The 22,216-nt window shown below is 39.3% G+C and carries 23 protein-coding genes and 2 tRNA genes; 16 read left to right on the top strand and 9 right to left on the bottom strand.

Annotated elements, in window-relative coordinates; translation table 11 throughout:
• The first annotated feature begins 40 nt into the window (after window positions 1-40).
• The 5 genes from PTRA_RS00390 (at window position 41) to folX (ending at window position 3,364) form a co-directional block, all read left to right on the top strand.
• Complete coding sequence (locus PTRA_RS00390; protein WP_058372275.1) at window positions 41-670, top strand: YceH family protein; 630 nt, start codon at window positions 41-43, stop codon at window positions 668-670.
• 73 nt (window positions 671-743) lie between these two features.
• Window positions 744-1,580, top strand: coding sequence for an ammonia-dependent NAD(+) synthetase (nadE, locus tag PTRA_RS00385; RefSeq protein WP_058372274.1), 837 nt, complete (start codon window positions 744-746; stop codon window positions 1,578-1,580).
• A gap of 123 nt (window positions 1,581-1,703) precedes the next feature.
• A complete protein-coding gene (gene folM / locus PTRA_RS00380; protein ID WP_058372273.1) occupies window positions 1,704-2,423 on the top strand; it encodes a dihydromonapterin reductase in 720 nt (239 codons plus the stop codon).
• 26 nt (window positions 2,424-2,449) lie between these two features.
• Window positions 2,450-3,004, top strand: a complete 555-nt coding sequence (folE, locus tag PTRA_RS00375) for a GTP cyclohydrolase I FolE (protein WP_058372272.1) — start codon at window positions 2,450-2,452, stop codon at window positions 3,002-3,004.
• A gap of 3 nt (window positions 3,005-3,007) precedes the next feature.
• The gene (folX, locus tag PTRA_RS00370) at window positions 3,008-3,364 is read left to right on the top strand and encodes a dihydroneopterin triphosphate 2'-epimerase (protein ID WP_011326799.1); all 357 of its coding nucleotides are present in this window, start codon (window positions 3,008-3,010) and stop codon (window positions 3,362-3,364) included.
• A gap of 38 nt (window positions 3,365-3,402) precedes the next feature.
• Here folX and PTRA_RS00365 read toward each other — a convergent pair whose 3' ends face one another.
• The 4 genes from PTRA_RS00365 to PTRA_RS00350 form a co-directional block, all read right to left on the bottom strand.
• Entirely contained in the window at window positions 3,403-3,837 is a 435-nt protein-coding gene (locus tag PTRA_RS00365) for a YqaA family protein (protein WP_058374473.1), read from the bottom strand.
• An 83-nt stretch (window positions 3,838-3,920) separates the two neighbouring features.
• A complete protein-coding gene (locus PTRA_RS00360; RefSeq protein ID WP_011326797.1) occupies window positions 3,921-4,286 on the bottom strand; it encodes a DUF4870 domain-containing protein in 366 nt (121 codons plus the stop codon).
• 155 nt (window positions 4,287-4,441) lie between these two features.
• The gene (locus tag PTRA_RS00355) at window positions 4,442-6,616 is read right to left on the bottom strand and encodes a S9 family peptidase (RefSeq protein WP_058372271.1); all 2,175 of its coding nucleotides are present in this window, start codon (window positions 6,614-6,616) and stop codon (window positions 4,442-4,444) included.
• A gap of 80 nt (window positions 6,617-6,696) precedes the next feature.
• Window positions 6,697-10,161 carry a S8 family serine peptidase gene (locus PTRA_RS00350; RefSeq protein WP_058372270.1) on the bottom strand — a complete coding sequence of 1,155 codons (3,465 nt, stop codon included), beginning with the start codon at window positions 10,159-10,161 and terminating at the stop codon, window positions 6,697-6,699.
• 224 nt (window positions 10,162-10,385) lie between these two features.
• Between PTRA_RS00350 and PTRA_RS00345 the strand changes: the two genes are divergently transcribed.
• Window positions 10,386-10,856: a DUF2721 domain-containing protein gene (locus tag PTRA_RS00345; RefSeq protein ID WP_058372269.1), complete on the top strand. Its 471-nt coding sequence runs from the start codon at window positions 10,386-10,388 to the stop codon at window positions 10,854-10,856.
• A 91-nt stretch (window positions 10,857-10,947) separates the two neighbouring features.
• Window positions 10,948-11,400 (top strand): c-type cytochrome, encoded by a 453-nt coding sequence (locus tag PTRA_RS00340; protein ID WP_058372268.1) that lies wholly within the window; start codon window positions 10,948-10,950, stop codon window positions 11,398-11,400.
• Window positions 11,401-11,466: 66 nt separating this feature from the next.
• Here PTRA_RS00340 and PTRA_RS00335 read toward each other — a convergent pair whose 3' ends face one another.
• Complete coding sequence (locus PTRA_RS00335) at window positions 11,467-12,126, bottom strand: cytochrome b/b6 domain-containing protein (protein ID WP_058372267.1); 660 nt, start codon at window positions 12,124-12,126, stop codon at window positions 11,467-11,469.
• Between the two features lie 130 nt (window positions 12,127-12,256).
• Here PTRA_RS00335 and PTRA_RS00330 point away from each other — a divergent pair, with 130 nt between their 5' ends.
• From PTRA_RS00330 to PTRA_RS00320, 3 genes are all read left to right on the top strand, one after another.
• Window positions 12,257-12,961: an AzlC family ABC transporter permease gene (locus PTRA_RS00330; RefSeq protein ID WP_058372266.1), complete on the top strand. Its 705-nt coding sequence runs from the start codon at window positions 12,257-12,259 to the stop codon at window positions 12,959-12,961.
• Window positions 12,958-13,257 (top strand): AzlD domain-containing protein, encoded by a 300-nt coding sequence (locus PTRA_RS00325; RefSeq protein WP_058372265.1) that lies wholly within the window; start codon window positions 12,958-12,960, stop codon window positions 13,255-13,257. The genes PTRA_RS00330 and PTRA_RS00325 overlap by 4 nt, the downstream gene beginning before the upstream one ends.
• 90 nt (window positions 13,258-13,347) lie before the next feature.
• The gene (locus PTRA_RS00320) at window positions 13,348-13,839 is read left to right on the top strand and encodes a glutathione peroxidase (RefSeq protein ID WP_011326789.1); all 492 of its coding nucleotides are present in this window, start codon (window positions 13,348-13,350) and stop codon (window positions 13,837-13,839) included.
• Window positions 13,840-13,965: 126 nt separating this feature from the next.
• On the opposite strand, the gene PTRA_RS00315 is transcribed toward PTRA_RS00320, so the two are convergent.
• Window positions 13,966-14,151, bottom strand: coding sequence for a PA3496 family putative envelope integrity protein (locus tag PTRA_RS00315; RefSeq protein ID WP_007579801.1), 186 nt, complete (start codon window positions 14,149-14,151; stop codon window positions 13,966-13,968).
• 388 nt (window positions 14,152-14,539) lie between these two features.
• On the opposite strand from PTRA_RS00315, the gene PTRA_RS00310 reads away from it, so the two are divergent.
• Complete coding sequence (locus PTRA_RS00310) at window positions 14,540-15,334, top strand: YggN family protein (protein WP_058372264.1); 795 nt, start codon at window positions 14,540-14,542, stop codon at window positions 15,332-15,334.
• A 116-nt stretch (window positions 15,335-15,450) separates the two neighbouring features.
• On the opposite strand, the gene PTRA_RS00305 is transcribed toward PTRA_RS00310, so the two are convergent.
• Window positions 15,451-16,902, bottom strand: coding sequence for an aminotransferase-like domain-containing protein (locus PTRA_RS00305; RefSeq protein ID WP_418055004.1), 1,452 nt, complete (start codon window positions 16,900-16,902; stop codon window positions 15,451-15,453).
• A gap of 101 nt (window positions 16,903-17,003) precedes the next feature.
• Here PTRA_RS00305 and PTRA_RS00300 point away from each other — a divergent pair, with 101 nt between their 5' ends.
• From PTRA_RS00300 to PTRA_RS00285, 5 genes are all read left to right on the top strand, one after another.
• Complete coding sequence (locus PTRA_RS00300) at window positions 17,004-17,933, top strand: DMT family transporter (protein ID WP_058372263.1); 930 nt, start codon at window positions 17,004-17,006, stop codon at window positions 17,931-17,933.
• Between the two features lie 555 nt (window positions 17,934-18,488).
• On the top strand, window positions 18,489-18,629 hold the full coding sequence (locus PTRA_RS19100) for a hypothetical protein (RefSeq protein WP_167376929.1): 141 nt from the start codon (window positions 18,489-18,491) through the stop codon (window positions 18,627-18,629).
• Window positions 18,630-18,848: 219 nt separating this feature from the next.
• Window positions 18,849-18,939 (top strand) — tRNA-Ser (locus tag PTRA_RS00295).
• A 56-nt stretch (window positions 18,940-18,995) separates the two neighbouring features.
• Window positions 18,996-19,088, top strand: a tRNA-Ser gene (locus tag PTRA_RS00290).
• A 307-nt stretch (window positions 19,089-19,395) separates the two neighbouring features.
• A complete protein-coding gene (locus PTRA_RS00285; protein WP_058372262.1) occupies window positions 19,396-19,884 on the top strand; it encodes an RNA-binding protein in 489 nt (162 codons plus the stop codon).
• Here PTRA_RS00285 and PTRA_RS00280 read toward each other — a convergent pair.
• Both PTRA_RS00280 and PTRA_RS00275 read right to left on the bottom strand, forming a co-directional pair.
• The gene (locus PTRA_RS00280) at window positions 19,868-20,992 is read right to left on the bottom strand and encodes an aminotransferase class V-fold PLP-dependent enzyme (protein ID WP_058372261.1); all 1,125 of its coding nucleotides are present in this window, start codon (window positions 20,990-20,992) and stop codon (window positions 19,868-19,870) included. The genes PTRA_RS00285 and PTRA_RS00280 overlap by 17 nt on opposite strands.
• Before the next feature lies 1 nt (window position 20,993).
• Window positions 20,994-22,163 (bottom strand): PrnB family protein, encoded by a 1,170-nt coding sequence (locus PTRA_RS00275; RefSeq protein WP_058372260.1) that lies wholly within the window; start codon window positions 22,161-22,163, stop codon window positions 20,994-20,996.
• Between the last annotated feature and the right edge of the window lie 53 nt (window positions 22,164-22,216).

The following is a 22,216-nucleotide window of genomic DNA, read 5'->3' as shown; positions in this document are numbered from 1 at the left end:
AGTGTAAGCTAATCATATAGTTTATTAGTTGAGATGAGTTATGCAATTATCAGCAAATCAACAGCGTATTATTGGCTGTTTACTAGAAAAGCAAAGTACAACTCCCGAACACTACCCTTTGTCGTTAAATGCGCTAACTAATGCGTGTAATCAAAAATCAAATCGTGCACCGGTTTTAAACTTAACCGACAGCGAAGTGCAAATTGCACTCGATGAATTAATAAATGCCCGACTGGTTACCATTGATGAAGGGCTTTCTGGGCGAGTAAATAAATACGACCACCGTTTTTGTAACACCGAGTTTAGTAGCTTAAAATTTAGTGCGCAGCAGCGCGCAATTATTTGCTTGTTACTGCTACGTGGTGCGCAAACTCCCGGAGAATTAAAAACGCGATGCGCACGATTAGCAAATTTTAATAGTGTAGATGACGTTGAGCTTGCACTTAATAAACTAATTGAAAATGACATAATAACCAAACTTGCGCGCGAATCTGGTAAACGTGACTGTCGTTATATGCATTTGCTTGGCGAGCAGGCAATAAGTGAAATAACACGCCCTGCAGAGCAAGCGACTGATGAATTAAAAAATGAAGAACTCAATGAGTTACTCGCCGAAGTAGACGAGTTAAAAGCCGAGTTACAAAAAATTAAAGCTCACTTAGGGCTTTAATTTGTTAGCCCTAAATCACATAATACAAGCGCTCTGCTGAGCGAAATAATTATTTAACCCTAAGGAGTTGGCCATGCGCGCCGAGATTATGGCTGCAATGAAAGTGCAGCCAGTTATTGATGTAAATGCTGAAATTAGCCGTCGTGTTAACTTTATTAAAGCCCGCTTAATAGCAGCCCATGCAACGTCTTTGGTATTAGGTATTAGTGGCGGAGTCGACTCTTCAGTGTGCGGTCGTTTATGCCAACTTGCTGTTAATGAACTTAACCAAGAGCAAAGCACTACTGATTATAAATTTGTTGCTGTACGCTTACCTTACGGTGTGCAAGCCGACGAAAATGAAGCGCAACTAGCGGTTGATTTTATTCAACCTAGCAGCCGCATGACCGTCAATATTAAGCCCGCAACTGATGCGCTACACGAACAAACAATGGCGGCTATTGTTGGTAACGGTGAATCACTTCCTGAGCAAGAAAAAATTGATTTTATTAAGGGTAATGTTAAAGCCCGTCAACGCATGATTGCACAATACGAAATTGCTGCATTTTGCCAAGGTTTAGTGGTCGGAACCGATCACAGTGCCGAGAATATTACCGGCTTTTATACCAAGTTTGGTGATGGCGCTTGTGACTTAGCACCGCTTTTTGGCTTATCAAAACGCCAAGTGCGTGCTTTAGGGAGTACATTAGGTGCTTCGTCTATATTAGTTAATAAAGCACCTACCGCAGATTTAGAAAGTGATCGCCCAGGACTTACCGACGAAGAAGCGTTAGGTTTAAGTTATGAGCAAATTGATGACTTTTTAGAAGGCAAACCGGTTACGCAACAAGTTGAGCAAACACTTAGCGCTATTTATCAGCGTACGCAACATAAGCGTCAACCAGTGCCAACTATATACGATGAGCTTTAATACAGTAATTATCGTACGATACCTGAGTAGTTTGACTGATCGACCGCTTAAAGTATTACGTAAGATTTTAATTAAATTGGTATTAACGCTGATCCCCTGCCAAAAGAGAGTTTTGTAGTATATATGACACCACAGATTTTAATTACAGGTGCTGGGCAACGCATTGGCCTTGCTTTAGCTAAACATTTTATTGCACAAGGGCAGCCGATAATTATTACCTATCGTACTCGTCACGCTGCGGTTGATTTACTGGAGCAGCAGGGTGCTGTATGCATTTATGCAGACTTTAGTACTGATGATGGTATTAGCACTTTTATTAAAGTACTTAAAGAGCATACCAACTCACTACGCGCTATTTTGCATAATGCTTCAAGTTGGGACTGCGAAGCTAATAATGCCAACTTTGCGCAACTGTTTGACAATATGATGCGAATTCATGCAAAGACACCTTATTTAATTAATTTACTGTGTGCGGATTTATTACTAAATTATCAAACAGAGATGAATACTCCCGCAGATATTATTCATCTTACCGATTACGTAGTAGAAACAGGTAGCCCAAAACATGTCGCTTATGCCGCAAGTAAAGCAGCGCTTGATAACTTAACCAAATCATTCAGCGCCAAGTACGCACCTAAGATTAAAGTAAATTCGGTTGCACCATCGTTAATTATTTTTAATGAGCATGATGATGAACAATATCGTGCTAAAACGCTGAAAAAGTCATTAATGGGTATCGAGCCAGGATGCCAAGAAATAATCAATAGTATTGATTTACTATTACATAGCCACTACATCACAGGCCGCGCTATACCTGTAGATGGTGGTCGGCATTTAAAGTAAACCAAACTAAATTAACTGAGAAATTTATGCATAACGAACTAAAACAAAGCTATGAAAATATTATTACCGCTGTAGGGGAAGATCCTAACAGAGAAGGCTTACTCGACACGCCAAAACGTGCTGCTAAAGCAATGGAATACCTAACTCAAGGGTATCGTCAAACATTAGAAGAGATTACTAATAACGCCGTATTTACCTCAGATGCAGACGACATGGTATTAGTACAAGACATAGAGCTTTACTCTATGTGTGAGCATCATTTATTACCTTTTACTGGCCGTTGTCATATTGCTTATATTCCCAATGGTAAAGTATTAGGCTTGTCTAAATTTGCCCGTATTGTTGACATGTTTGCCCGTCGTTTTCAAATTCAAGAACAACTAACTCATCAAATTGCTAAAGCCGTTGAAGAAGTAACGGGTGCAACCGGGGTTGGCGTAATTGTTGAAGCTAAACATATGTGTATGATGATGCGCGGCGTAGAAAAGCAAAACTCAAGTATGCGTACCTCTGTAATGCTAGGTAACTTTAGAGCCGATCCAAAAACACGTAATGAGTTTTTGCAGCTAATAAAAGGCTAACTTATGGCTAATGCAATTATTAACGTAACCAATTTACGACTGCGTACTTTTATTGGCTTTAATCAAGAAGAGCGCGAGAAAAAGCAGGATGTAGTGATTAACTTAGAAATTCATTACCCTGCACACGACGCCTGTAAAACCGATGAAGTAGATCAAGCACTAAACTACAAAGTAATTACCAAAGAAGTAATCACTTTAGTGGAACAAGGCGACTTTTTATTACTCGAAAAACTGGTTGCTGAAATTCTTGCTGTTTGTCATTCACACCCAAGTGTTCATTATGCTAAGGCTCGCGTAGATAAACCGCATGCACTACGCTTTGCCGATTCTGTGTCTTTGACGTTAGATTGGGCTAAATAATACGTGTGGAGCAATTAATTTAGAATAAGTAGGAAAGCTTAAATAAGTTTTTCGACACCTAAGGTAAGGGTGATAACGGCTAAGTAGCGTGCCCCCTTACCTAGTGTTACCAACAATAAAAACGTACTAAAACGCACTTTAAATACCCCCCCTATTACGGTAAGCGGATCGCCAACTATAGGCAACCAGGCAAATAATAAACTATATACACCGTATTTATTAAACTGCTTTTGTGCTTTTTCAAGCCCCTGCTCTGACACTGGAAACCAGCTTTTATCTTTAAAGCGTAGTACTTGAGTACCCAACCAGTAATTAACGCAACTCCCTAGTACATTGCCCAAAGTGGCAGCTAGCCATAACAACAATAAATTTACTTTACCTTGGGTCATCATAGCTACCATTACCACCTCTGACGAGCTGGGCAATAAAGTAGCCGATATAAAAGCGCTAAAAAACAGCGTGAGATAAAGCATAGTATCCTTAACAATAGGGAGTAAATAAAAAATAAACCCAGCAAAAGCTGGGTTTAAAATACGCAATTAACAAACCGACATTGCTATTTTATCAAATTTAAACTCAACGGGTAGTCAAACTCTTTACCATCATTGGCTTTAACCGCAGCAATAATCACCATTACAAACGAAAATATAGCGACTATTGGCAGTAAAATTACACCAATAACAACAAACATTAAAAGAAAACACACAAAGTAAGCAATCATCATAGTGATTTGAAAGTTGAGTGCTTTTTTGCCATGAACATCAACAATCGGCATGTCATCTTTTTTTATTAACCACACAATTAACGGCCCAATTACAGAGCCTAATGGCACAATAAATCCAGATAAGGCACTTAAATGACAAAGCATTGCCCATGTGCGGTCATCTTTTTTGACGGGTTCCAGCTGTTGCTCATCATGCATAACGCGATCCTTATATTTACTATTTTTGCGTAAGTGTAAGTGTATATCTCATAACTATAACTCAGTTTATAAACTTATTTAGCTAACTTAGTAATAAATTAAGGCATCACTTTTAAATGATGCCTTTAGCTTATTACCCAATGGTTGTACTTTAATTACTCTTTAATGCCCATTAAATCGAGCATAAATGCATAGTTTAGCGCGGTATCTTCTAAGCGCTTAAAGCGCCCTGATGCACCGCCATGCCCTGCTTCCATATCAATTTTAAACAGTAACTTATTGTCATCTGTTTTATAATCACGCAGCTTAGCAACCCACTTTGCTGGCTCAAAATACTGTACTTGCGAGTCGTGCAGACCCGTAGTTACTAGCATATTAGGGTAAGCTTGCTTAGACACTTGATCGTACGGCGAGTAAGATAGCATGTACTCATAGTATTCTTTTTCATTTGGGTTTCCCCACTCACCATATTCGTTAGTTGTTAGTGGAATACTTTCATCAAGCATGGTTGTAACCACATCCACAAAAGGTACTGCGGCAACCATACCTTTGTAAAGTTCAGGAGCTTGGTTTGCTACAGCGCCCATCAATAAGCCACCAGCGCTACCGCCTTGGGCAAATATTTTGTCTTTAGCGCCATAACCTTGTGCTACCAATGATTTAGTCACATCTATAAAGTCATTAAACGTATTCTTTTTAGTAAGTAACTTACCATCGTCATACCAGGGACGACCTAACATTTGCGAGCCACGAACATGTGCAATTGCAAACACAAAGCCACGGTCAAGCAAACTTAAACGCGCGCTTGAAAAAGTTGGATCCATAGTGGCGCCATACGAGCCATAACCATATTGTAGTAATGGATTCGTCGCATCTTTTTTAAATTTATCTTTACGATAAACTAAGCTTACGGGTACTTTTACACCATCGCGGGCGTTAATAAATATTCGTTCAGATGCGTAATTATCAACATTAAAATTGCCTAGTACGGCTTGTTGTTTTAAAAGCGTTTTATCCGTCGTTTTTAGGTTTATATCGTAAGATGAACCCGGCGTGGTCATACTCGTATAGTAAACACGTAACTTATCGCTGTTTATATCGTTATTACCATAAGCACTAATAGTGTAGGCACTGTCGTTAAAAGATAATAACTGCTCTTGATTGGTGCTTAAATTGCGCACTATTTGTCGCGATTGTCCCATTTCGCGCTGTTGGTAAACCAAATAGTCATTAAATAACTCTATCCCCTCTAGCTTAATATCATCACGTGCTGGGATCAGCGTTTGCCAGTTTGCTTGATCATGGGCTTTATTAATAGCGACTTTCATTAGCTGAAAATTAACCGCATTTAAATTAGTGACAATATAATAACTCTCACCTAATTTAGAAATACTATATTCAAGATTCGCTTGGCGTTTAATTAAGCGTTGAGGCATTGCTTTAACGTTATTTGCGCTAAGCACCGACATACCCGATGCAGTGCTACTACTGTGCCAAATATAAATTTCAGTACCGTCTTTGCTTTTACTTAATCCTGTGTAATAGCTTGAGTCTGTTTCTTCGTAAACTAGTTCGTCATTGGCCTGCGGCGTACCTAAAGTATGGCGATAAACCTGGTAGCCTAGCAAAGTCTGTAAGTCTTTTTTAATGTAATACAATGTTTTGTTATCGTTTGCCCAAACAAGATTGCCACTTGTGCCTTCAAGCGTATCTTCGAGTAGCCTCCCGGTGCTTAAATTTTTAATTTTAACGGTATAAATACGTCTACTGAGAGTGTCTTCGCCGTAAGCCATTAAGTTACCGTTTGGACTCACATCTAAACCACTTACAGCATAATAGTCATGAGCCTTAGCAAGTTCATTTACATCTAAAATAACCTGTTGGTTAGTTCCTGAAAAGTCACTGCTACGCACATAAGTAGTGTACTCGTTATTGCCACGAGTTTGCGACGAGTAATAATAATCACCTTTTTTTACCGGTACTGAATCGTCATCTTTTTGAATACGCCCTTTAAGCTCAGCAAACAGTTTAGCTTGCTGCGCTTGAGTATGAGCGAGCAAGGTATTTGTGTAGCTATTTTCAGCCTCAAGGTAACTAATAACATCGGCTGCTTTGCGTTCATCGTCACGCAGCCAATAGTAATTATCAATGCGGGTATCGCCATGAATGGTCATGGCGTGCGGTACTTTTTTAGCTATAGGTGCAACAACTTGAGGTAACTGCTCTGCTGTAGTACTTATAACGTTTGCTTGGACTGCTTCGGGCGCCTGATTGCAACCACTTAAAATAGCTAAAGATGATATAGCTAGAACACAAGGGATATGTCTCATAAGATAAAGCCTTTACTTATTTGATTAGCTAAATAAAAAGGGAGCCGAAGCTCCCTCTAAGTAACAATTAAGTTATAAGCTTACTTTTGCTTACGACGACGCATAAATGCAAGCGGCGCAGTAAGTAATAACCAAGCTAATGAACCCGAAGATTTTTTCTCTGGCTCTGGTGTTACAACAACCGGTGGTGGTACTACTTTAGTAATACTAACCGTAACCATTGCAGGCTCTGATACATTACCACGTGTATCAATTGCCACTACTTGTATCTCAGCTGAAGAATCACCTGTCAGTAAAGCTGTGTTAGTAACAACAACTTGACCATCGGCATCAATACCCAAACCTTGGTGAGTATTTGACTGAACGAAGTACTCTGAAATAGCTAAATCAAATTCAGACTCTGTAACTGTTAAAGCACCTACTACGGTACCGTTTGCTGCATCTTCAGAAACAGTAAACTCACCACCAACAAGCGCTGGCGCTGAAACATCTGGAACCTCTAAATCAGCAGCTGCCATCACTTTAACAACATCTAAGCCTGAAGCCTGTGTTAGCGCAAATGGACCACTTGCTGTAACAACTGCTTTTTCACCTGGTTTAAGTGTTGTAACTGCTTCACCTGTTTCAAGCGAGGTAAACGCTACTTGAGGTTGCATACCAAATACAGTTGAACCTGTAACACTATCAGTTTCTGTAAATACACCACTTTGATATGCAGCATAACCCACAGATGCTTTAAAGTTCATCTGTTCGCCTAGTAATGTCCCATCTATATTAAGTAGTTCAGAACAACCAGAGAAGGTAATGGTGTCCTCTCCCGCAGAGTGATAAAGCGGAGTGCCCCACGCCCATGAATCATTACCCGCGCCATCTGTCTCACCAATTAGCGTACGGCTACGCCCAGGGAACGCTGTATCGCGGCCACGGTCGTTTAAGTTTGTCATAAACTGATCTGCTACACCGTCATTATCGGTATCAATTTCTAATCTGTAACCCGCTTGGAAGGTATGCGTTAGTGGGTCACGTAGTTGAATCGATGAGGTAACAAATATGCCTGAGTCACAAAACTCTGCATTAAACGCCGAGAAAGTAGTTGCTAGAATATTAAATTCAGCTTCTGCAAATGTTTTCTCAACACCCACTGCAACAATGCTTTCTGCTTGTGGCATAATTTCAGTTTGACCACTATTTGTAACAACAAGAGCCATTTCACTATCGACGATTTGCGATGAAACGCTTAGCTCAGTAGCTGCTTTAGGCATTGCATGATAAACAAGATGTAAATCATGGTCAGTATCTGTGCTGGCATCATCAAACACCAAAGCACCATCAAACTCTACTGAGGTTAATGCTGCACTTCTTGCTGCAACTTCCTCTGCGCTAAATGGGTTATTTAGATTCCACTCTGGTAACTTAGCTGGATCAACGGTTAATACTACGTCGAAATTAATAGCTTGGCCTGCAGGTACAGTAATTGATGCAGGGAAGTCCCAGCTAATAGCCGCAGTGTCTATATCGCTCTGGTAACGCGCCTCTGTACGTAGGTTATAAGTTTTAGCGTCAGCTGAGAAGTTCTTAACTGTTACCGTTTTAGTTAACGATGCAGTTTCTGTCATGCTTTCTAAGCCAAATGAAAGCGCTGCTTGCTTGGTATTAAACTTAGCGTTATTTACCCATGCAGCAACCGGTAAATTAACCGCTTTAGCTACATCAACTAAACCAGCGCCAATCATACTAATAGGTGCTAATTCTGAAGCAGGGTTTATTGCTAACGGCTCGTTTGTTACATTTAAATTAGCCGCATTCATTATTGTTGCTTTAATCTCAAAGGCATTACGATCTGGATGCGCTTCACGAATCATCGCAACAGCACCAGCAGTAATTGGACCTGAGAAAGATGTACCTGAAACTGGGTTAGTACCAGTTTGAGTACCTGCTGCTGCAACATCAATACTAGTACCTGGTGCAGTAATTTCTGGTTTTAATAAACCATCCATTGAAGGACCACGAGATGAGAACGTAGCTACAGCGCCAGATGTAGTTTTAATGTCAATGCTAATATCAAATGTTGCTGGCTCACCTGCAGTTAATTGAGCTTTTAAAGCCGCACCTGCAGCAAAATTAATGCCTACATTTTTAATTGTTACATCAGCATCAAAACCACCCATAGGAGCTGGTGTGCCATCATCAGTATTGTTTGCAATCATCACAAACTCTGCACCATTTGTTTGTGCGTTTAATACTTTGTCGGTAAATGCACAAGCACCACGGTCTATTAATACAGCTTTACCGGTAAAATCAACATCGGCAGCAAAGGCAACACAACCATTTTGGTTTGCGTCTGGATAAACTAACTCAATGTCTGCGCCTGTTATTGTATAAGCTTCTTGAGGACCAAAGCTTGATGGCTGAATATTACCTTCAACGCCAGCAATAGTACCTGTAGCAACACCTATTTCTGTTGTAGGATGAGTCATTGCACCAACAGATAAGGCATTAGGTGTGGTACTTGGGCCACCGATACGGAATGGATTATCGCCATCATTACCCGCAGAAATAACCATATTAACGCCTAATTCAACAGCACGCTGAATTAAGTATTGTGTACCGCCGCCAGTATATGTGTCGCCAAACTCGCCACCAAGCGACATATTCATTACATCTACACGGTCAGAAATATCACCATCGCCATTAGGATCCATTGCAGCTTCTAATGCTGCAGCCTGCGCGGCACTTGGACAACCGCCACCACATACAGAGTAAACATAAAGCTCAACGTCTGGCGCAATACCATTTACTGAGTTTGAAGATGAAGTACCATGGTTTGTTGGAGCCCCTGTTGCTGGAGAATTAGCAGGGTCGTTCTCTATCGGATCAGCGTCTTCATTAATAAAGTCGTAGCCACCTTTAACAACACCTTGAGGCCAAGCCACTGTAGTAGGATCTGCTTGCGCTGCTAAATATGCTTCAACTGTACCTTCACCACCAAATGCTTGGTGAGTGTAATCAATACCCGTATCTAATACCGCAACACGTTGACCTTTACCACTTGCAATACCGTCTACAATAAGTGGTTTTGCATTAATATAGTCAGAGCTTGCTGCAACATGCAGTTCGCTATCGAACATAGGTAATACTTTTGCTACTCGTGAATCTTTAGCAATTTTAGCAAGTGCTTCAGCTGAAGCTTGAACGATTAACGTAGGTGCTAATATTTTGGTTTTACCAATTATTTTTGCATCAAAATCTAAGCTATTTAACTCAAGAGTCATAGTGTCTTGAAGTTGCTCTATATTAGCTGTAATTTCACGATTATTTGATTGCTGGTAAGTACCTGCAACATAGGCATCTACTGATGTGGTAGCGCGTAATACAATCATATGTGCCGATGGTTCTTTTTTATCTGCAACTTGTTCTTTTACTGCTTCAGCTTTTTGATAAGTAATATTAGCCGTAGGTAAGTTGCTTGCACTTGCAAGTGTTGCAATAAATGCGCTTGAGACAGCAGTGGCAATAGCTGTTTTCTTTATTATATTTTTAGACATTATTTCCCCTAGGATAGGTTATGTATTATTGTATTTACTATATTCAACCATTAGCTTAAATATAAAACTTAAACCCATACACGAGCAACACCTTAGTTACATTTAAGTTACACGCAGTGTATGAAAACAAGTAAAAAACAAACAACACTTTGATCTTAATGAGAAAATAATAAAATCTCGTTTGTGAACAATTGTAAATGACCAACACTTATTTTGAGATATAAATGGATAACGAAGTAATTAATATTTTAACCATGGCCAAAGTGATTCAAACCGCGGTTGCTCCCGTCTTTTTAATTACCGGTATTGCAGCCACATTAGGTGTTTTATCAAACCGTTTAGCGCGCATAACAGATAGAGCCAGGCAGTTAGAGCGTAGGCTAAAAGTGAGTACCGATGAAGACTTCAATCTATCGTTAACCACCGAATTACGGGCACTGTTAAAACGTTCTCGCTGCGTCCATATTGCATTTAGTTTAAGTGTATTAAGTGCATTACTTGTGTGTACTGTAGTTATGTTGTTATTTTTATCGCATATTCAGGCTGTTAATTTAAGTGTCACTATAGGCAGCTGCTTTGTTGGCGCTATGATGCTGCTAATATTTGCTTTTATATCACTACTTTGCGAAGTGTTTTTAGCCACACGCAGTATGCGCCGCGGTATGATTTTTGCCGACATTGATATTAATGATTGAGTTTGAGTTTAACTGTCGCTTTTACTTGAATTAAAGTAGCAGCTAAGATACAAAGGCTGACATTGAAAGTTATTTTACAGGGACAAATTTAATGAAACTTAAACAAGTATTTATCGGGGCATTATTATCAACATGCGCACTTAGCGTATCAGCAAATTCTGCATTTAAAGAGCCAAGCGATGCTATTGAATATCGTCAAGCTGCATTTTCTATGCTCTCAGTACAAATTAGTGACATGGGCGCTATGCTTAAGGGCAAAATACCTTTTGATGCAGAACAATTTAAAGCACGTGCAAATAACGCAGCTGCACTGGCAAAAATGCCATGGGAAGCGTTTTACGAAGGCACTGATAAGGGTGATACTGCTGCACTTGCCGCTGTTTGGGCTGAAAACGACACTTTTATGAAAAAAGCAACTGCATTTCAGCAATACGCAGATGAACTTGCTGTAGCTGCACAGTCTGGCGACAAAGCGGTTATTGGTAAAGCGTTTGGCGCATGGGCCAAAGGCTGTAAAGATTGCCACACACAATTTAAAGACTAAGTTATTTAAATAATAAAGGCGCCTACTTAAATTCATAACCGGATTTAAATAGGCGCTTTTTTACTTTTAACCCAAGTTAAGTAAATAACTAAGTGGCTCGCTGCCCCAGGTGGTCATAAGCACTACAAGCAATATTAAAAATACTATCCATGCTAACCAAGGTGCTTTAGTAAGTATTGCTGGTTTTTCATTTGGCTGCTGCTTCGTTCCGGTGATCATCGCCTTAACTAAAGGCTTGCCTTTAATCTTATAAAATACAATTGCTAAAACATGCAAACCAATAGCATAAAGTAAAATGTCAAAGTTTAAACTATGTAACCAATTAGCAAAATCAACTGTACTGCTCGACACGTACTGCGCTAATGGCCCATCCGTTAAAATACCATCACTACTCATTAAGCCACTAACGAGCTGCGTAATAATAAGTATAAAAAACAACAACACCATATAGCTACCTGGTGCAGAATGCCCAAGCGGAGTTTTATTAGTTTTAAGTGATGTTATTACCGCTTGCGGTGAGTGTATTAACGCGCTTAACTTTGCTGTTTTACTACCTATAATCCCCCATATTAACCGCGTTAAAATAAGTGCCAAGGTAAAAAAACCAGCAATAAAGTGTAGTTCAATCATACCTTCTTCAATACTAAAATAGAGCACGGCAATACTAAACACTAATAACCAGTGAAAGCTTCTGACAAAGCCATCCCATACTTTTACTTTAAACATTAGTTATCTCGCTAATTAAGTTATTGTTTCATTATTTCAAAATTTGTTTAGATTTGCATTAAACCTATTATTTAAAGCATGCTTTATGGCACACTTAAGCAATTAATTTTACTGGCTAATATTTCTGCAAATGAACAGACCATCGCGTGCAATTTTAAAAGGCTTTGTTGATATGTTACCGCTTTGTTTGGCGGTGATCCCTTGGGGAATACTCTGTGGCTCACTGGCTATTCAAAATGGCTTTACTGCCCTTGAATCTCAAGCGATGTCGTTATTAGTATTTGCTGGCTCTGCGCAGCTTGTCGCTATTGAGTTAATTGCGGGAAATACGCCACTACTCACCATTTTATTTACTACCTTTATAATTAGCTCTCGGCATTTTTTATATGGCTTAGCGGTACGTCATAAAGTAATTGATCAACCTTTGCGCTGGCGTCTACCGGTAAGCTTTGTATTGACCGATGAGTTATTTGCATTTTCGCACCACCCTAAAGCCTATCGTACAAAAATACGTTTAATTTACGCACTTAGCGCCGGCTTTAGCTTTTATATTGCATGGAATTTATGGACGTTTATAGGCATTGTTGCTGGTACTATGCTCCCCGATTTAACCCATTTAGGCCTCGACTTTGCTATAGCCGCTACATTTATAGCTTTAGTTATTCCGGGTATTAAAAGTCTCGCCTCACTCGTTACAGTTATAGTAGCTGGCACTAGCGCTACACTGTTTAAAAGTACCGGATTTGAGTTATGGCTGGTGAGCTCTGCATTACTGGCTATGAGCGCAGGATACTTTACAGCAAGAATAACTGCTAAAAAGGAGCGCAACTTATGATGACCACTATTTTACTAATGGCCTGTATTACCTTTTTTACCCGTTACTTATTTTTGCACCGCGCTTTACCCTTTAAAGTTGGGCCTAAAATGCAACAATTTTTAAGTTTTAGTGCACCAGCGGTACTTACGGCTATTTGGGTACCTATTGTATTTTTAAACGATGATGGCATTAATTTACATTGGCAAAACCCTTATTTAAGTGCGGCTATAGTCGCTATTATTGTGGCTTATAAAACCCATAATATTTATTACACTACGATTGCGGGTATGGGGTTGTTTTTAATTTTAAATTAAAAACAACCTTAATATATACAACAACCATATTAAGCAATGTACTTAAAAGAGTAGATTGAGCATCAAAAAATATAAGGTAAAGCATAAATAATGCACAAGTTTCATCAGTTAAGCGCCACCAGTTTACAAGGTAACACCATTAATTTTAGCGAGTTTGCTGGTAAAGTCGTGCTTATTGTAAACACGGCAAGCAAGTGCGGCTTTACCTACCAGTACGAGTCATTACAGGCTTTGCATAATAAATATGCTAGCCAAGGCTTAGTAATTTTAGGATTTCCGTGTAATCAGTTTAATCAGCAAGAACCGGGAGATGCACAGCAGATAGAGCAAGGATGTTTAATAAATTACGGGGTTAATTTTTTAATGGCCGCTAAAGTAGAGGTAAACGGAGAGCATGCTCATCCGGTATTTCGTTATTTGAAATCGACACAACCTGGCTTTTTAACTCGCAAAATAAAGTGGAACTTTACTAAGTTTTTAATCGCAGCAGACGGCTCACCAATTAAACGCTATGCACCCTTTACCAAGCCAGAAAAGCTAGAGCTCACCATTCAAAAAGCACTGCAACAAAGTAATAAGTAACGCCGCTTAAAAGTAATAAAGAGGCACACAGCCTCTTTATTGCCAATCTAATCAAAATTTAAACATACATAAAAGCGTACATTTAGAGTCTAATTCACATTGGTACTTTAGTTATACTAGCGCAATTTAATCGGTGTAATCGCTTAAATCGTCTTCGCCTAGGTTTTTACGCAAGCGCTTTTGCTCAAGGTAGTCTTCCAACTTTTTCTTAACCTTTTGCTTGTTCTTATCGTGCTGATTACGCCCGAGCATTTCGTACTCGTCTTCAACAAAATCGTCATCTAGCGCATCGTAACTAAATGTCTTACCCACAACCCACTCCATAAAGTGTTTGAGACCAACCAAGGATTTTATAATCGCAATAATTGGTAAAATTAAAATGTTCGACACATAAAGTGCAATGCAGTTTAGCGCCAAAATAAAGCCATGTAGCTATCTTAAATAGCCTCCATGTCAATACTGTGAATAAATAGCGCTAAATTCGCTTTATGGAAAGTGAGAGTTTTTTATCGTATCGATAAATAAAATTAATTATTGCTTTAGCTTTAGCCAATTTGACTAAAAAATAGTTTTTTTATAATAAACTCTTGCTATAGCTAATACTAAAAATAAAACCAACTTATTGTTTAATATAATAAAAAAACATTGGCACTAAACTTGTTATTACTTATTTATCATCAATAAAAAACTGAGAATAAATATGAAAAAATTACTATTAGTGAGCACTTTAATATGTGCACCTGCCGTTATGGCACATAATGATAACGATTCAACAGTGTCATTTAATAATGAGCAATGTAATGTAGAATTTAAAAATGATGTACGCATTAAGCCTAACGAACTAGAGATTTTTACCGCCGATAAGCAAACTATGCAATTTAATACCAATGGTAATTTAACCATTAATGGTGAATCGGTAGCGCTTAATCATTCCCAGCAAAAGGCGCTAACTCAATATTCAGATAGTTTACGCACGCAATTACCCGAAGTAGCAAATATAGCCTTAGAAGGCGTTAAAATTGCCGGTGTTGCACTGCAAGAAGTTGCTAATGCTTTTAATATTGATGGCCTCGATAATATCTCATCGTTAATGGACGACATTAAACTTGAAGTACAAAATACTTTTTATCAACAAGACACCTTTGTTATGGGCCAGCAAAGTTTTAATCAATTTGGTGAAAACTTTGAGCAGCAGTTCGAACAACAAATAGAGAGCGCTGTTGAGTCGGCTGTAATGCAATCTATGGGGAGTATTTTAGTTGCTTTAGGTTCTGAATTACTTGGCTCAGGAGGCGACATGCAAGCCTTTGAGCAACGTATGGAAAACATGGGTACGCAAATAGAAGAAAAAGTAGAGCAGCATGCCGATGCGCTCGAAAAGCGTGCCAATGCCTTATGCGAAAATTTTGCCAATATAGCTAAACAAGAAGAGCAGTTAGTAGTCCAAGTACCTGAACTTAAAGGTTACCAATTATTTAGCTTTAAACAAAACTAGTTTGCAAACTTCACTTAGGTGATTATTTAACATCCCTTTGCAGCCGTTACGCTTAACTTAACGGCTGTTTTTTATTGTGCCGCAAAACTTGTTACAAGCTGTTGATCCCCCTTAAATTAGGCTACTTTTTTTGCTAGTAAGGTAAGTTTACCCAGTGTGACAATTGCTTGCTCTATTTGCTCACTCCACTGCACACCATAACTTAGCCTTATACAGCTTTTGTATTTATTTGAAGCTGAAAATATCAACCCTGGAGTAATGCTTATACCTACCTCAAGCGCTAATAAAAATAGCTTTTGGCTATCATACTCGCTGCCTAAGTCTAACCAAATAACACAGCCACCTTGTGGATCGCTGATCCGTGTACCTTTTGGCATAGCTTGCTGTAAGCAACGTCGCATATGCTCTTTATTAGTGCGTAAACGCTGCCTAAGTACTTTTAAATTACGGTCGTATTCACCGCTAAAAACAAATTCTGATAACGTCCATTGATTAATTAGTGAGGTAGAACAACTCAATGCTCTTTTATAACGCCTAGCTTGCCCTGCAAATTTTCCCGCAATAAGCCAACCAACTCGATAACTAGGGGCAGCCGTTTTAGAAAAAGACGAACAACTTAGCACCAAGCCTTTTTTGGAATACGCTATAGCCGGTGTACCTCGTTTGGGTGTAAAGTATAGGTCACCATATACGTCATCTTCAATGAGCACTACGTTATGGCTTTCAACTAGTTCCACCAGTTGTTCTCGATTTTCATCTGGCATAAAACTACCAACCGGATTACTAATAGCCGTAGAAAATAAACACGCTTTAATATCGTGCTCATTAAGCGCCTGCGCTAAATCGTTTAGCCAAATACCATTATCTGGGCATAAAGGTATTTCTAGTGCTTTAAGGCCTAAACTTTCTATTAACTCTATAATTCCGTGATAACAAGGGCTCTCTATGGCCACTACATCACCGGGCTTAGTTACGCATTTGAGTGCAATTGCCAGTGCTTCTTGCGCACCATTAGTGATCACCATTTCATCCATATTAATACCAATGCCAAAGTCTAAATAGCGATGAATAAGCTGCTTTTTTAACGGTGCATAACCATCCAGTGGCCCGTAATTAATAGCGCTACTACCGGCAAGTGTCATTACTCGGCGCATATTTCTGGCTAAGGCTTTATCGGTTGGTGCCGCAGCAACCGGGTTAGCTACTCCAAAAGGCACCACATGGGCCTGATGAATGGCTGTGTATACCTGCTCAATCAGCGCCTGCTTGTTTACAATCACAGGCTCGCGGCTTAACTTAACCCGTTTTGGTAAGCTGCTTGCCATGTTAACGGCTTTTAAAAAGTAGCCTGATTTTTCGCGTGCCTCTATAACCCCCTGATCTTCTAGCGCTTGATAGGCCTGCTTTACCGTAGGAATACTTATATTGAGGTTGCTAGCCATTTTACGTAATGACGGCAGCTTTTCTCCAGGCAATAAAGCCTGTTGAGCACTCATATCCCTGATCAGCTGAATAACTTGCTGGTACAAAAACTCATGCCCCTGATGGCTAACCGCTTTTAAAATCATCACACCCTCAATCTGTATAGGTTACATATTTCATTTTCTGTATATAGTAAGTATACAGATAAGCTTTAAAATAGCAGCTTAATCGACTTTGGAGAGCAGTATTGAAAAGTGCAGCACTATATATAACAACTGTTTTAATTTGGGGCTCAACCTGGTTGGCCATAGAGTTTCAGCTAGGCGATATTGCTGTTGAACTATCGCTATTTTATCGTTTTGCAATCGCGGCATTATTAATGTGGTTATATGTGGCATACAAAAAACCCAAGATGCGATTTAATTTAGTCGATCATGGTTTTTTCGTATTATTGGCCCTGTTTAACTTTGGTCTAAATTACTTAATGCTTTACTGGGCACAAAATCATCTTAGCTCTGCAATGACCTCGATTGCTTTTTCAATGCTATTAGTAATGAATATAGTTAATACCCGATTATTTTTTGGCAAACCTATTTCAAAACGAATTTATACCGGTGCTGTACTTGCCATTTTAGGTATAACCTGCCTGTTTTGGCCACAATTACAGCAACTCAACTTGAGTAACAGTGCATTCGTCGGGTTACTACTTGCTCTTGGCGGCACCTTTGTGGCTTCATTAGGAAACATGGTAAGTGTACGTAATTCACGCAAACAAATTGGTGTGTTACAAGGTAATGCTTGGGGCATGTTATACAGTGCCATTGGCTTAGCCTTATATGTATTTATGAGCGACGTGCAATTTAATTTTACTGCACCTACTAGCTATTGGCTGTCATTATTGTACTTATCTATTTTTGGCACTGTAATCGCCTTTGCTTGTTACTTTGCACTGTTAAAAAATATTGGTCCCGAAAAAGCCAGCTATGTCATCGTACTGTTTCCTTTAGTTGCGGTAACACTAAGCAGCTTTTATGAAGGCTTTGAATGGCACGCAAATACCTTTGCAGGGTTTAGCTTAGTACTACTTGGTAACGCCATAGTGCTTACCCCAACAAAACGAATTAATGCCTTTTTAGCAAACAGAGCGGTTGCTAGAAGAGGCTCTGTCCCCAGTTAGACGCGTTATTAACGCAACTAACGCAAAAGCGCCTACTGTAAAGTAGGCGCTTTTTTATTGGTTAATATAAAAATGGCAGCCAAGTGCTCGTTATAACACCTAGTAATAGCAACTTTATTAAAAACACCATTTTGCTAAAAAAAATGGTAACTCATCCAAGCAATGCAAATATAAAGTGAATTACACCAACTTTTTTTAGCACTTTACTGATAATTTTTTAACGCTCATAAAGTTAATTTTATAAACACTAATTAAACAGCATAAAAAATCATTTAATTAAAATAATTTAATCTGAATAAATAACCAAAAAACCCTGCTTTTATCGCATTAAAAAATAAAAACAAATACAGAGACCCCACAACAAAAGGGATTTAAAAACTAACGGCGTGAATAAAAATGCAAAAACACCCAACCCCACCAAGTGAACGGCAGGTTAATAAAACCCTTTCAGATTAAAATAACTAATGCTTCGGGCTCAATTTTTATCGCTTTATTTTTAAACAATTAAGAGGCAGAATGCCCCCGTTTTCACCAACCACAACTCGGAGTTAAGTAATGAATCCAATTAACACATTAAATGAAACAGCTGCTACTCACATTGCCGTTAAACCAACAAACCGTAAAGCTAAAATGTTAGCAAAGCTTAATCGCTTCGGTAAAAGACTCGCTCTTGGTAGCACAGCTCAATATAAATAGTCACACAACCATGACTATTTATACGGTGCAGCAAGCACCCAACCACTAAATAAAGCTTCTTATTTAGCTCCCACTGCTTGCTGCAACCTATTTAATTTTACTAAAATTGTCTTTATTTCCCCTTATTTACAAAAAAAACCTCATTTTAGCCTAAATTTTAAGCAAACAGTCTTTTTGCTATTTACACATGCGTATGACCTAAGTATTATTCTGCGTCACGGAGAGATGGCAGAGTGGTCGAATGCACCGGTCTTGAAAACCGGCATAGGTTTGTAGCCTATCTAGGGTTCAAATCCCTATCTCTCCACCACATTTATATTGGTGGCTTAATTTTTACTTCCATCAATAAATAAACGGTTATGCGTTGGAGAGGTGTCCGAGTGGCCGAAGGAGCTCCCCTGCTAAGGGAGTATAGAGTTTGTAGCTCTATCGAGGGTTCGAATCCCTCCCTCTCCACCATACTTAATTTAAACCACTTAATTGTGGTTTTTTTGTGCCTAAAATTTAACACCAATACTAAATTGGGAGGGTGAGATCCCTCGACAGGGTTCAACAAAATGTCTGGAACATTTTGGGCCGCTGCAAGCGTCGCGTAGCGATTGATTACATGGATGTAAGCAAGTCTATCCCTCCCTCTCCACCATACTTAATTTAAACCACTTAATTGTGGTTTTTTTGTGCCTAAAATTTATAAAACTAAACAAATTGTACCAAACTATAACTTAGGGCATGATTAGCTTAACTTTAAGCCAATTTAGGTTTAACTATGATCCGGGTTATATTGCTATCAATTTGCTTAACCGCGCCAACCTTTAGCTTGGCAGAAAACATTACTGTGTATAAATGCGTTATTAAAGGAGTTCCTACATTTAGTCAGCTGCCCTGCGCTCTAAACGCACAAGCCATTACGCTGAAAAATGTTAATGTTACCAAAGCCTATAGCAACACACCTGCAAACAGTAAAATTACAGATACCTCTGTTGATGATTACTTAAAAACGCAGCAAATTAATCGCGATATAAAACGCTACAAACTGGCTATTAAACAATATCAGCAGCAATATACAGAAAAAAAACAGCAAATTGATTACATGACGCAAGATAAAGCAAATCGTTTAGGGGCTTCCTCTATTGCCAATGCGATTGCAACTAAAACATCAGCCCTAAAACAATCATACGATGCTTTAATTGGGCAAGCACAGCAACAAATAGAGGCGTTAAATCAGCAAAAAGAGCAGCTTAGTCAGCAACCTTAATCGCTTTTTTTATAACTGCTATAAATTTATGTACTGCATCGGCGCTGTTATATACATGCGGTGAAACTCGTATACCAAGCTTTCTCGCATCCACACTAATCCCTGCATTATTAAGCTCATTTAATACATGTTGTTGCTGCATGTTAAAGTTTAAAATAGCAGTACCACTGCATTGATGCTGCAGCGTCGGCGATACAACATATTTACCCAGCTGTTGCTGAATAAGCGCAAGCATTGCTAAGTTATGTGACCTAACCTTATCAATTCCCAATGCGGCAAAATAGGCAATACTATTGGCTGCAATAATATAAGGTACAACTGAGGGAGTACCACCCCAAAATTTAAGCGCTCCCTTGTTATAAACAAAGTGATTTATATCAAACTCAAAGGGGGTTTGATGAGAAAACCAGCCAACATCTTTAGGCTCGCAAATAGCTATTTGTTGCGGGTTAACCCATAAGTAAGCAGCGCCAGGGCCGCCACATAGCCATTTAACGCTAGAGCCAATCATAAAGTCAGCATTTAAGGCGGTTAAATCAAGCGGTATAACCCCTGCAGATTGCGCAACGTCAATGATTGATAAGCTATTCGTTTTTTTACTCAAAGCAACAATATCGTGCACAGGGGCTTGCACCCCTGTATTTGAATATACGTGACTGATAAAAACTAAATCTATGTTATTCGTTAAATAACGCTGCCAAACGGTAATATCGGTTAAGTTTTCATGCTCTGGAATAAATGTTATTTGCGCACATTTTGGCAAAGCTTTTTGCATCGCAAAGCCCATACTTGGAAAGTCACTTTGTGCCATTAACACTTTGCAATTTTTTTGCTGTAATCGCGGATGCGACATTAACAACTTAGTTAAACCGCTGGATAAGTTAACTTGCGGACAAAATTGCTCGCTAGGTGCATTAAATAACTGCCCTAACGCGGCATTAAATTGCTCTACTGCAGGTAACCATTGCTGCCAAGGTTCTTTATTTGACGATTCCCACGGCGAAAAATAATGCGCCGCTAAATGCTGCTGACTATTTTTCAGTGGACGCCCTACTGAGTGGCTTAATAAATAACAGCCTTCGGCCATACAAAAATCGTGTTGATTCATCTTATTTAATCCACTGTTTTAGCAAGTTTATATCGTCGTAACGTGTTTTTATATCGTCGCGCTTGGCACTGGCACGTTTATCACGGAGTTTTTCTAACGAATCGAGCAAAACATGTAATGGTGGGCCACTAGCTGTTACTTTACTCATATGTTGCTGCTGCATTTGCTTTGACGGTTGCGCAATAAATTTTTCGACCAATTGATTGTGATGACCGATTGCGGTGTCACCATGTAGTTTACACACCTGAATAAATAGCTTTGCGTGGTATTTAAACCAGTCACTGTCTTTATATTGCTGCGCCTGTAAAAAGTCATCCATAAAGCTTTGCATACGCATTGCTTCGCGCAATATTTGCTGATCTTCTGGCATCATATATAAAAATTTATCCACCAGCATTTGTGAATAACTTGGCTCGTTGGCACTACACAGCCCAAGTAGCATATCGATAACGTTTATGCCGGCAAAATCTCCCGCATTAGCACCTCTGTATATCTCATTACCTACTCGATGCGGTTTATAATAAGGGCGCACACAATTAAAAAAGCGCTCGGTGTCTAGCTGAGTATAAAGTGCATTATTCGATTCAATTACATCTATTAGCGCTTGTTTTGCAACTTTTAATAGCTCGGCACAGGTGGGGTGCGAAATACCTAATGGCAATATTTTTAATAATGCATCGCTGGCGCGTTTATATGCCAAAATACCTTGGGTGTTGTAATCAATAAATAATTTTTCGTCGGGTAAATTAGTAAAGCGTTTATACGTGCCATTTAACGCTTTATTGTGGGTGGTTAAATGAGCGGTCGCAAAGCGCGGCGTTACTCCAATAGAAGCACCTATGTGCATTGCCAATGCCGACGCCTCGACCAGTGGCGATGTGGTCTCACGGCTTGGCTCGGTAATTTCATGACGACGACACGCCGCCATAAAAAGTCCTACATTACCGAGTAAATCAAACGCGCTATCAAACCCCTCATCGGTATTCCCCTCCGCTAATAAATTACTTATTAGCGCGTTACCTTCATCTTTTAACTGCTGCTTTAAAGGCTCTCCTATTCCCTCTACATTGGCTTTATCATCTTGTTGCCAGTAAAGTTGCTCAAGCTCGCTATTTATCTGTGGGAAGGTGCCTCTTATCCATCGATCGAAAATGGCTGTATGGGTGCTCATTATGGTTTCCTGTTATTATAGTTATCACTAAATGCTAACAGAGTTTAATGAGG

The sequence above is a fragment of the Pseudoalteromonas translucida KMM 520 genome, from assembly GCF_001465295.1.
GTDB classification, from domain to species: domain Bacteria; phylum Pseudomonadota; class Gammaproteobacteria; order Enterobacterales; family Alteromonadaceae; genus Pseudoalteromonas; species Pseudoalteromonas translucida.
Note: the sequence above shows the minus strand (reverse complement) of the source record. Positions and strands in the feature narration are given on the sequence as shown.

Bases quoted from the DNA above. Each gene is read 5' to 3' on its own strand.
- PTRA_RS00390 (WP_058372275.1), top strand. From the start codon at position 41: ATGCAATTATCAGCAAATCAACAGCGTATTATTGGCTGTTTACTAGAA.
- nadE (WP_058372274.1), top strand. From the start codon at position 744: ATGCGCGCCGAGATTATGGCTGCAATGAAAGTGCAGCCAGTTATTGAT.
- folM (WP_058372273.1), top strand. From the start codon at position 1,704: ATGACACCACAGATTTTAATTACAGGTGCTGGGCAACGCATTGGCCTT.
- folE (WP_058372272.1), top strand. From the start codon at position 2,450: ATGCATAACGAACTAAAACAAAGCTATGAAAATATTATTACCGCTGTA.
- folX (WP_011326799.1), top strand. From the start codon at position 3,008: ATGGCTAATGCAATTATTAACGTAACCAATTTACGACTGCGTACTTTT.
- PTRA_RS00365 (WP_058374473.1), bottom strand. From the start codon at position 3,837: ATGCTTTATCTCACGCTGTTTTTTAGCGCTTTTATATCGGCTACTTTA.
- PTRA_RS00360 (WP_011326797.1), bottom strand. From the start codon at position 4,286: ATGCATGATGAGCAACAGCTGGAACCCGTCAAAAAAGATGACCGCACA.
- PTRA_RS00355 (WP_058372271.1), bottom strand. From the start codon at position 6,616: ATGAGACATATCCCTTGTGTTCTAGCTATATCATCTTTAGCTATTTTA.
- PTRA_RS00350 (WP_058372270.1), bottom strand. From the start codon at position 10,161: ATGTCTAAAAATATAATAAAGAAAACAGCTATTGCCACTGCTGTCTCA.
- PTRA_RS00345 (WP_058372269.1), top strand. From the start codon at position 10,386: ATGGATAACGAAGTAATTAATATTTTAACCATGGCCAAAGTGATTCAA.
- PTRA_RS00340 (WP_058372268.1), top strand. From the start codon at position 10,948: ATGAAACTTAAACAAGTATTTATCGGGGCATTATTATCAACATGCGCA.
- PTRA_RS00335 (WP_058372267.1), bottom strand. From the start codon at position 12,126: ATGTTTAAAGTAAAAGTATGGGATGGCTTTGTCAGAAGCTTTCACTGG.
- PTRA_RS00330 (WP_058372266.1), top strand. From the start codon at position 12,257: ATGAACAGACCATCGCGTGCAATTTTAAAAGGCTTTGTTGATATGTTA.
- PTRA_RS00325 (WP_058372265.1), top strand. From the start codon at position 12,958: ATGATGACCACTATTTTACTAATGGCCTGTATTACCTTTTTTACCCGT.
- PTRA_RS00320 (WP_011326789.1), top strand. From the start codon at position 13,348: ATGCACAAGTTTCATCAGTTAAGCGCCACCAGTTTACAAGGTAACACC.
- PTRA_RS00310 (WP_058372264.1), top strand. From the start codon at position 14,540: ATGAAAAAATTACTATTAGTGAGCACTTTAATATGTGCACCTGCCGTT.
- PTRA_RS00305 (WP_418055004.1), bottom strand. From the start codon at position 16,902: ATGATTTTAAAAGCGGTTAGCCATCAGGGGCATGAGTTTTTGTACCAG.
- PTRA_RS19100 (WP_167376929.1), top strand. From the start codon at position 18,489: ATGAATCCAATTAACACATTAAATGAAACAGCTGCTACTCACATTGCC.
- PTRA_RS00285 (WP_058372262.1), top strand. From the start codon at position 19,396: ATGATCCGGGTTATATTGCTATCAATTTGCTTAACCGCGCCAACCTTT.
- PTRA_RS00280 (WP_058372261.1), bottom strand. From the start codon at position 20,992: ATGAATCAACACGATTTTTGTATGGCCGAAGGCTGTTATTTATTAAGC.
- PTRA_RS00275 (WP_058372260.1), bottom strand. From the start codon at position 22,163: ATGAGCACCCATACAGCCATTTTCGATCGATGGATAAGAGGCACCTTC.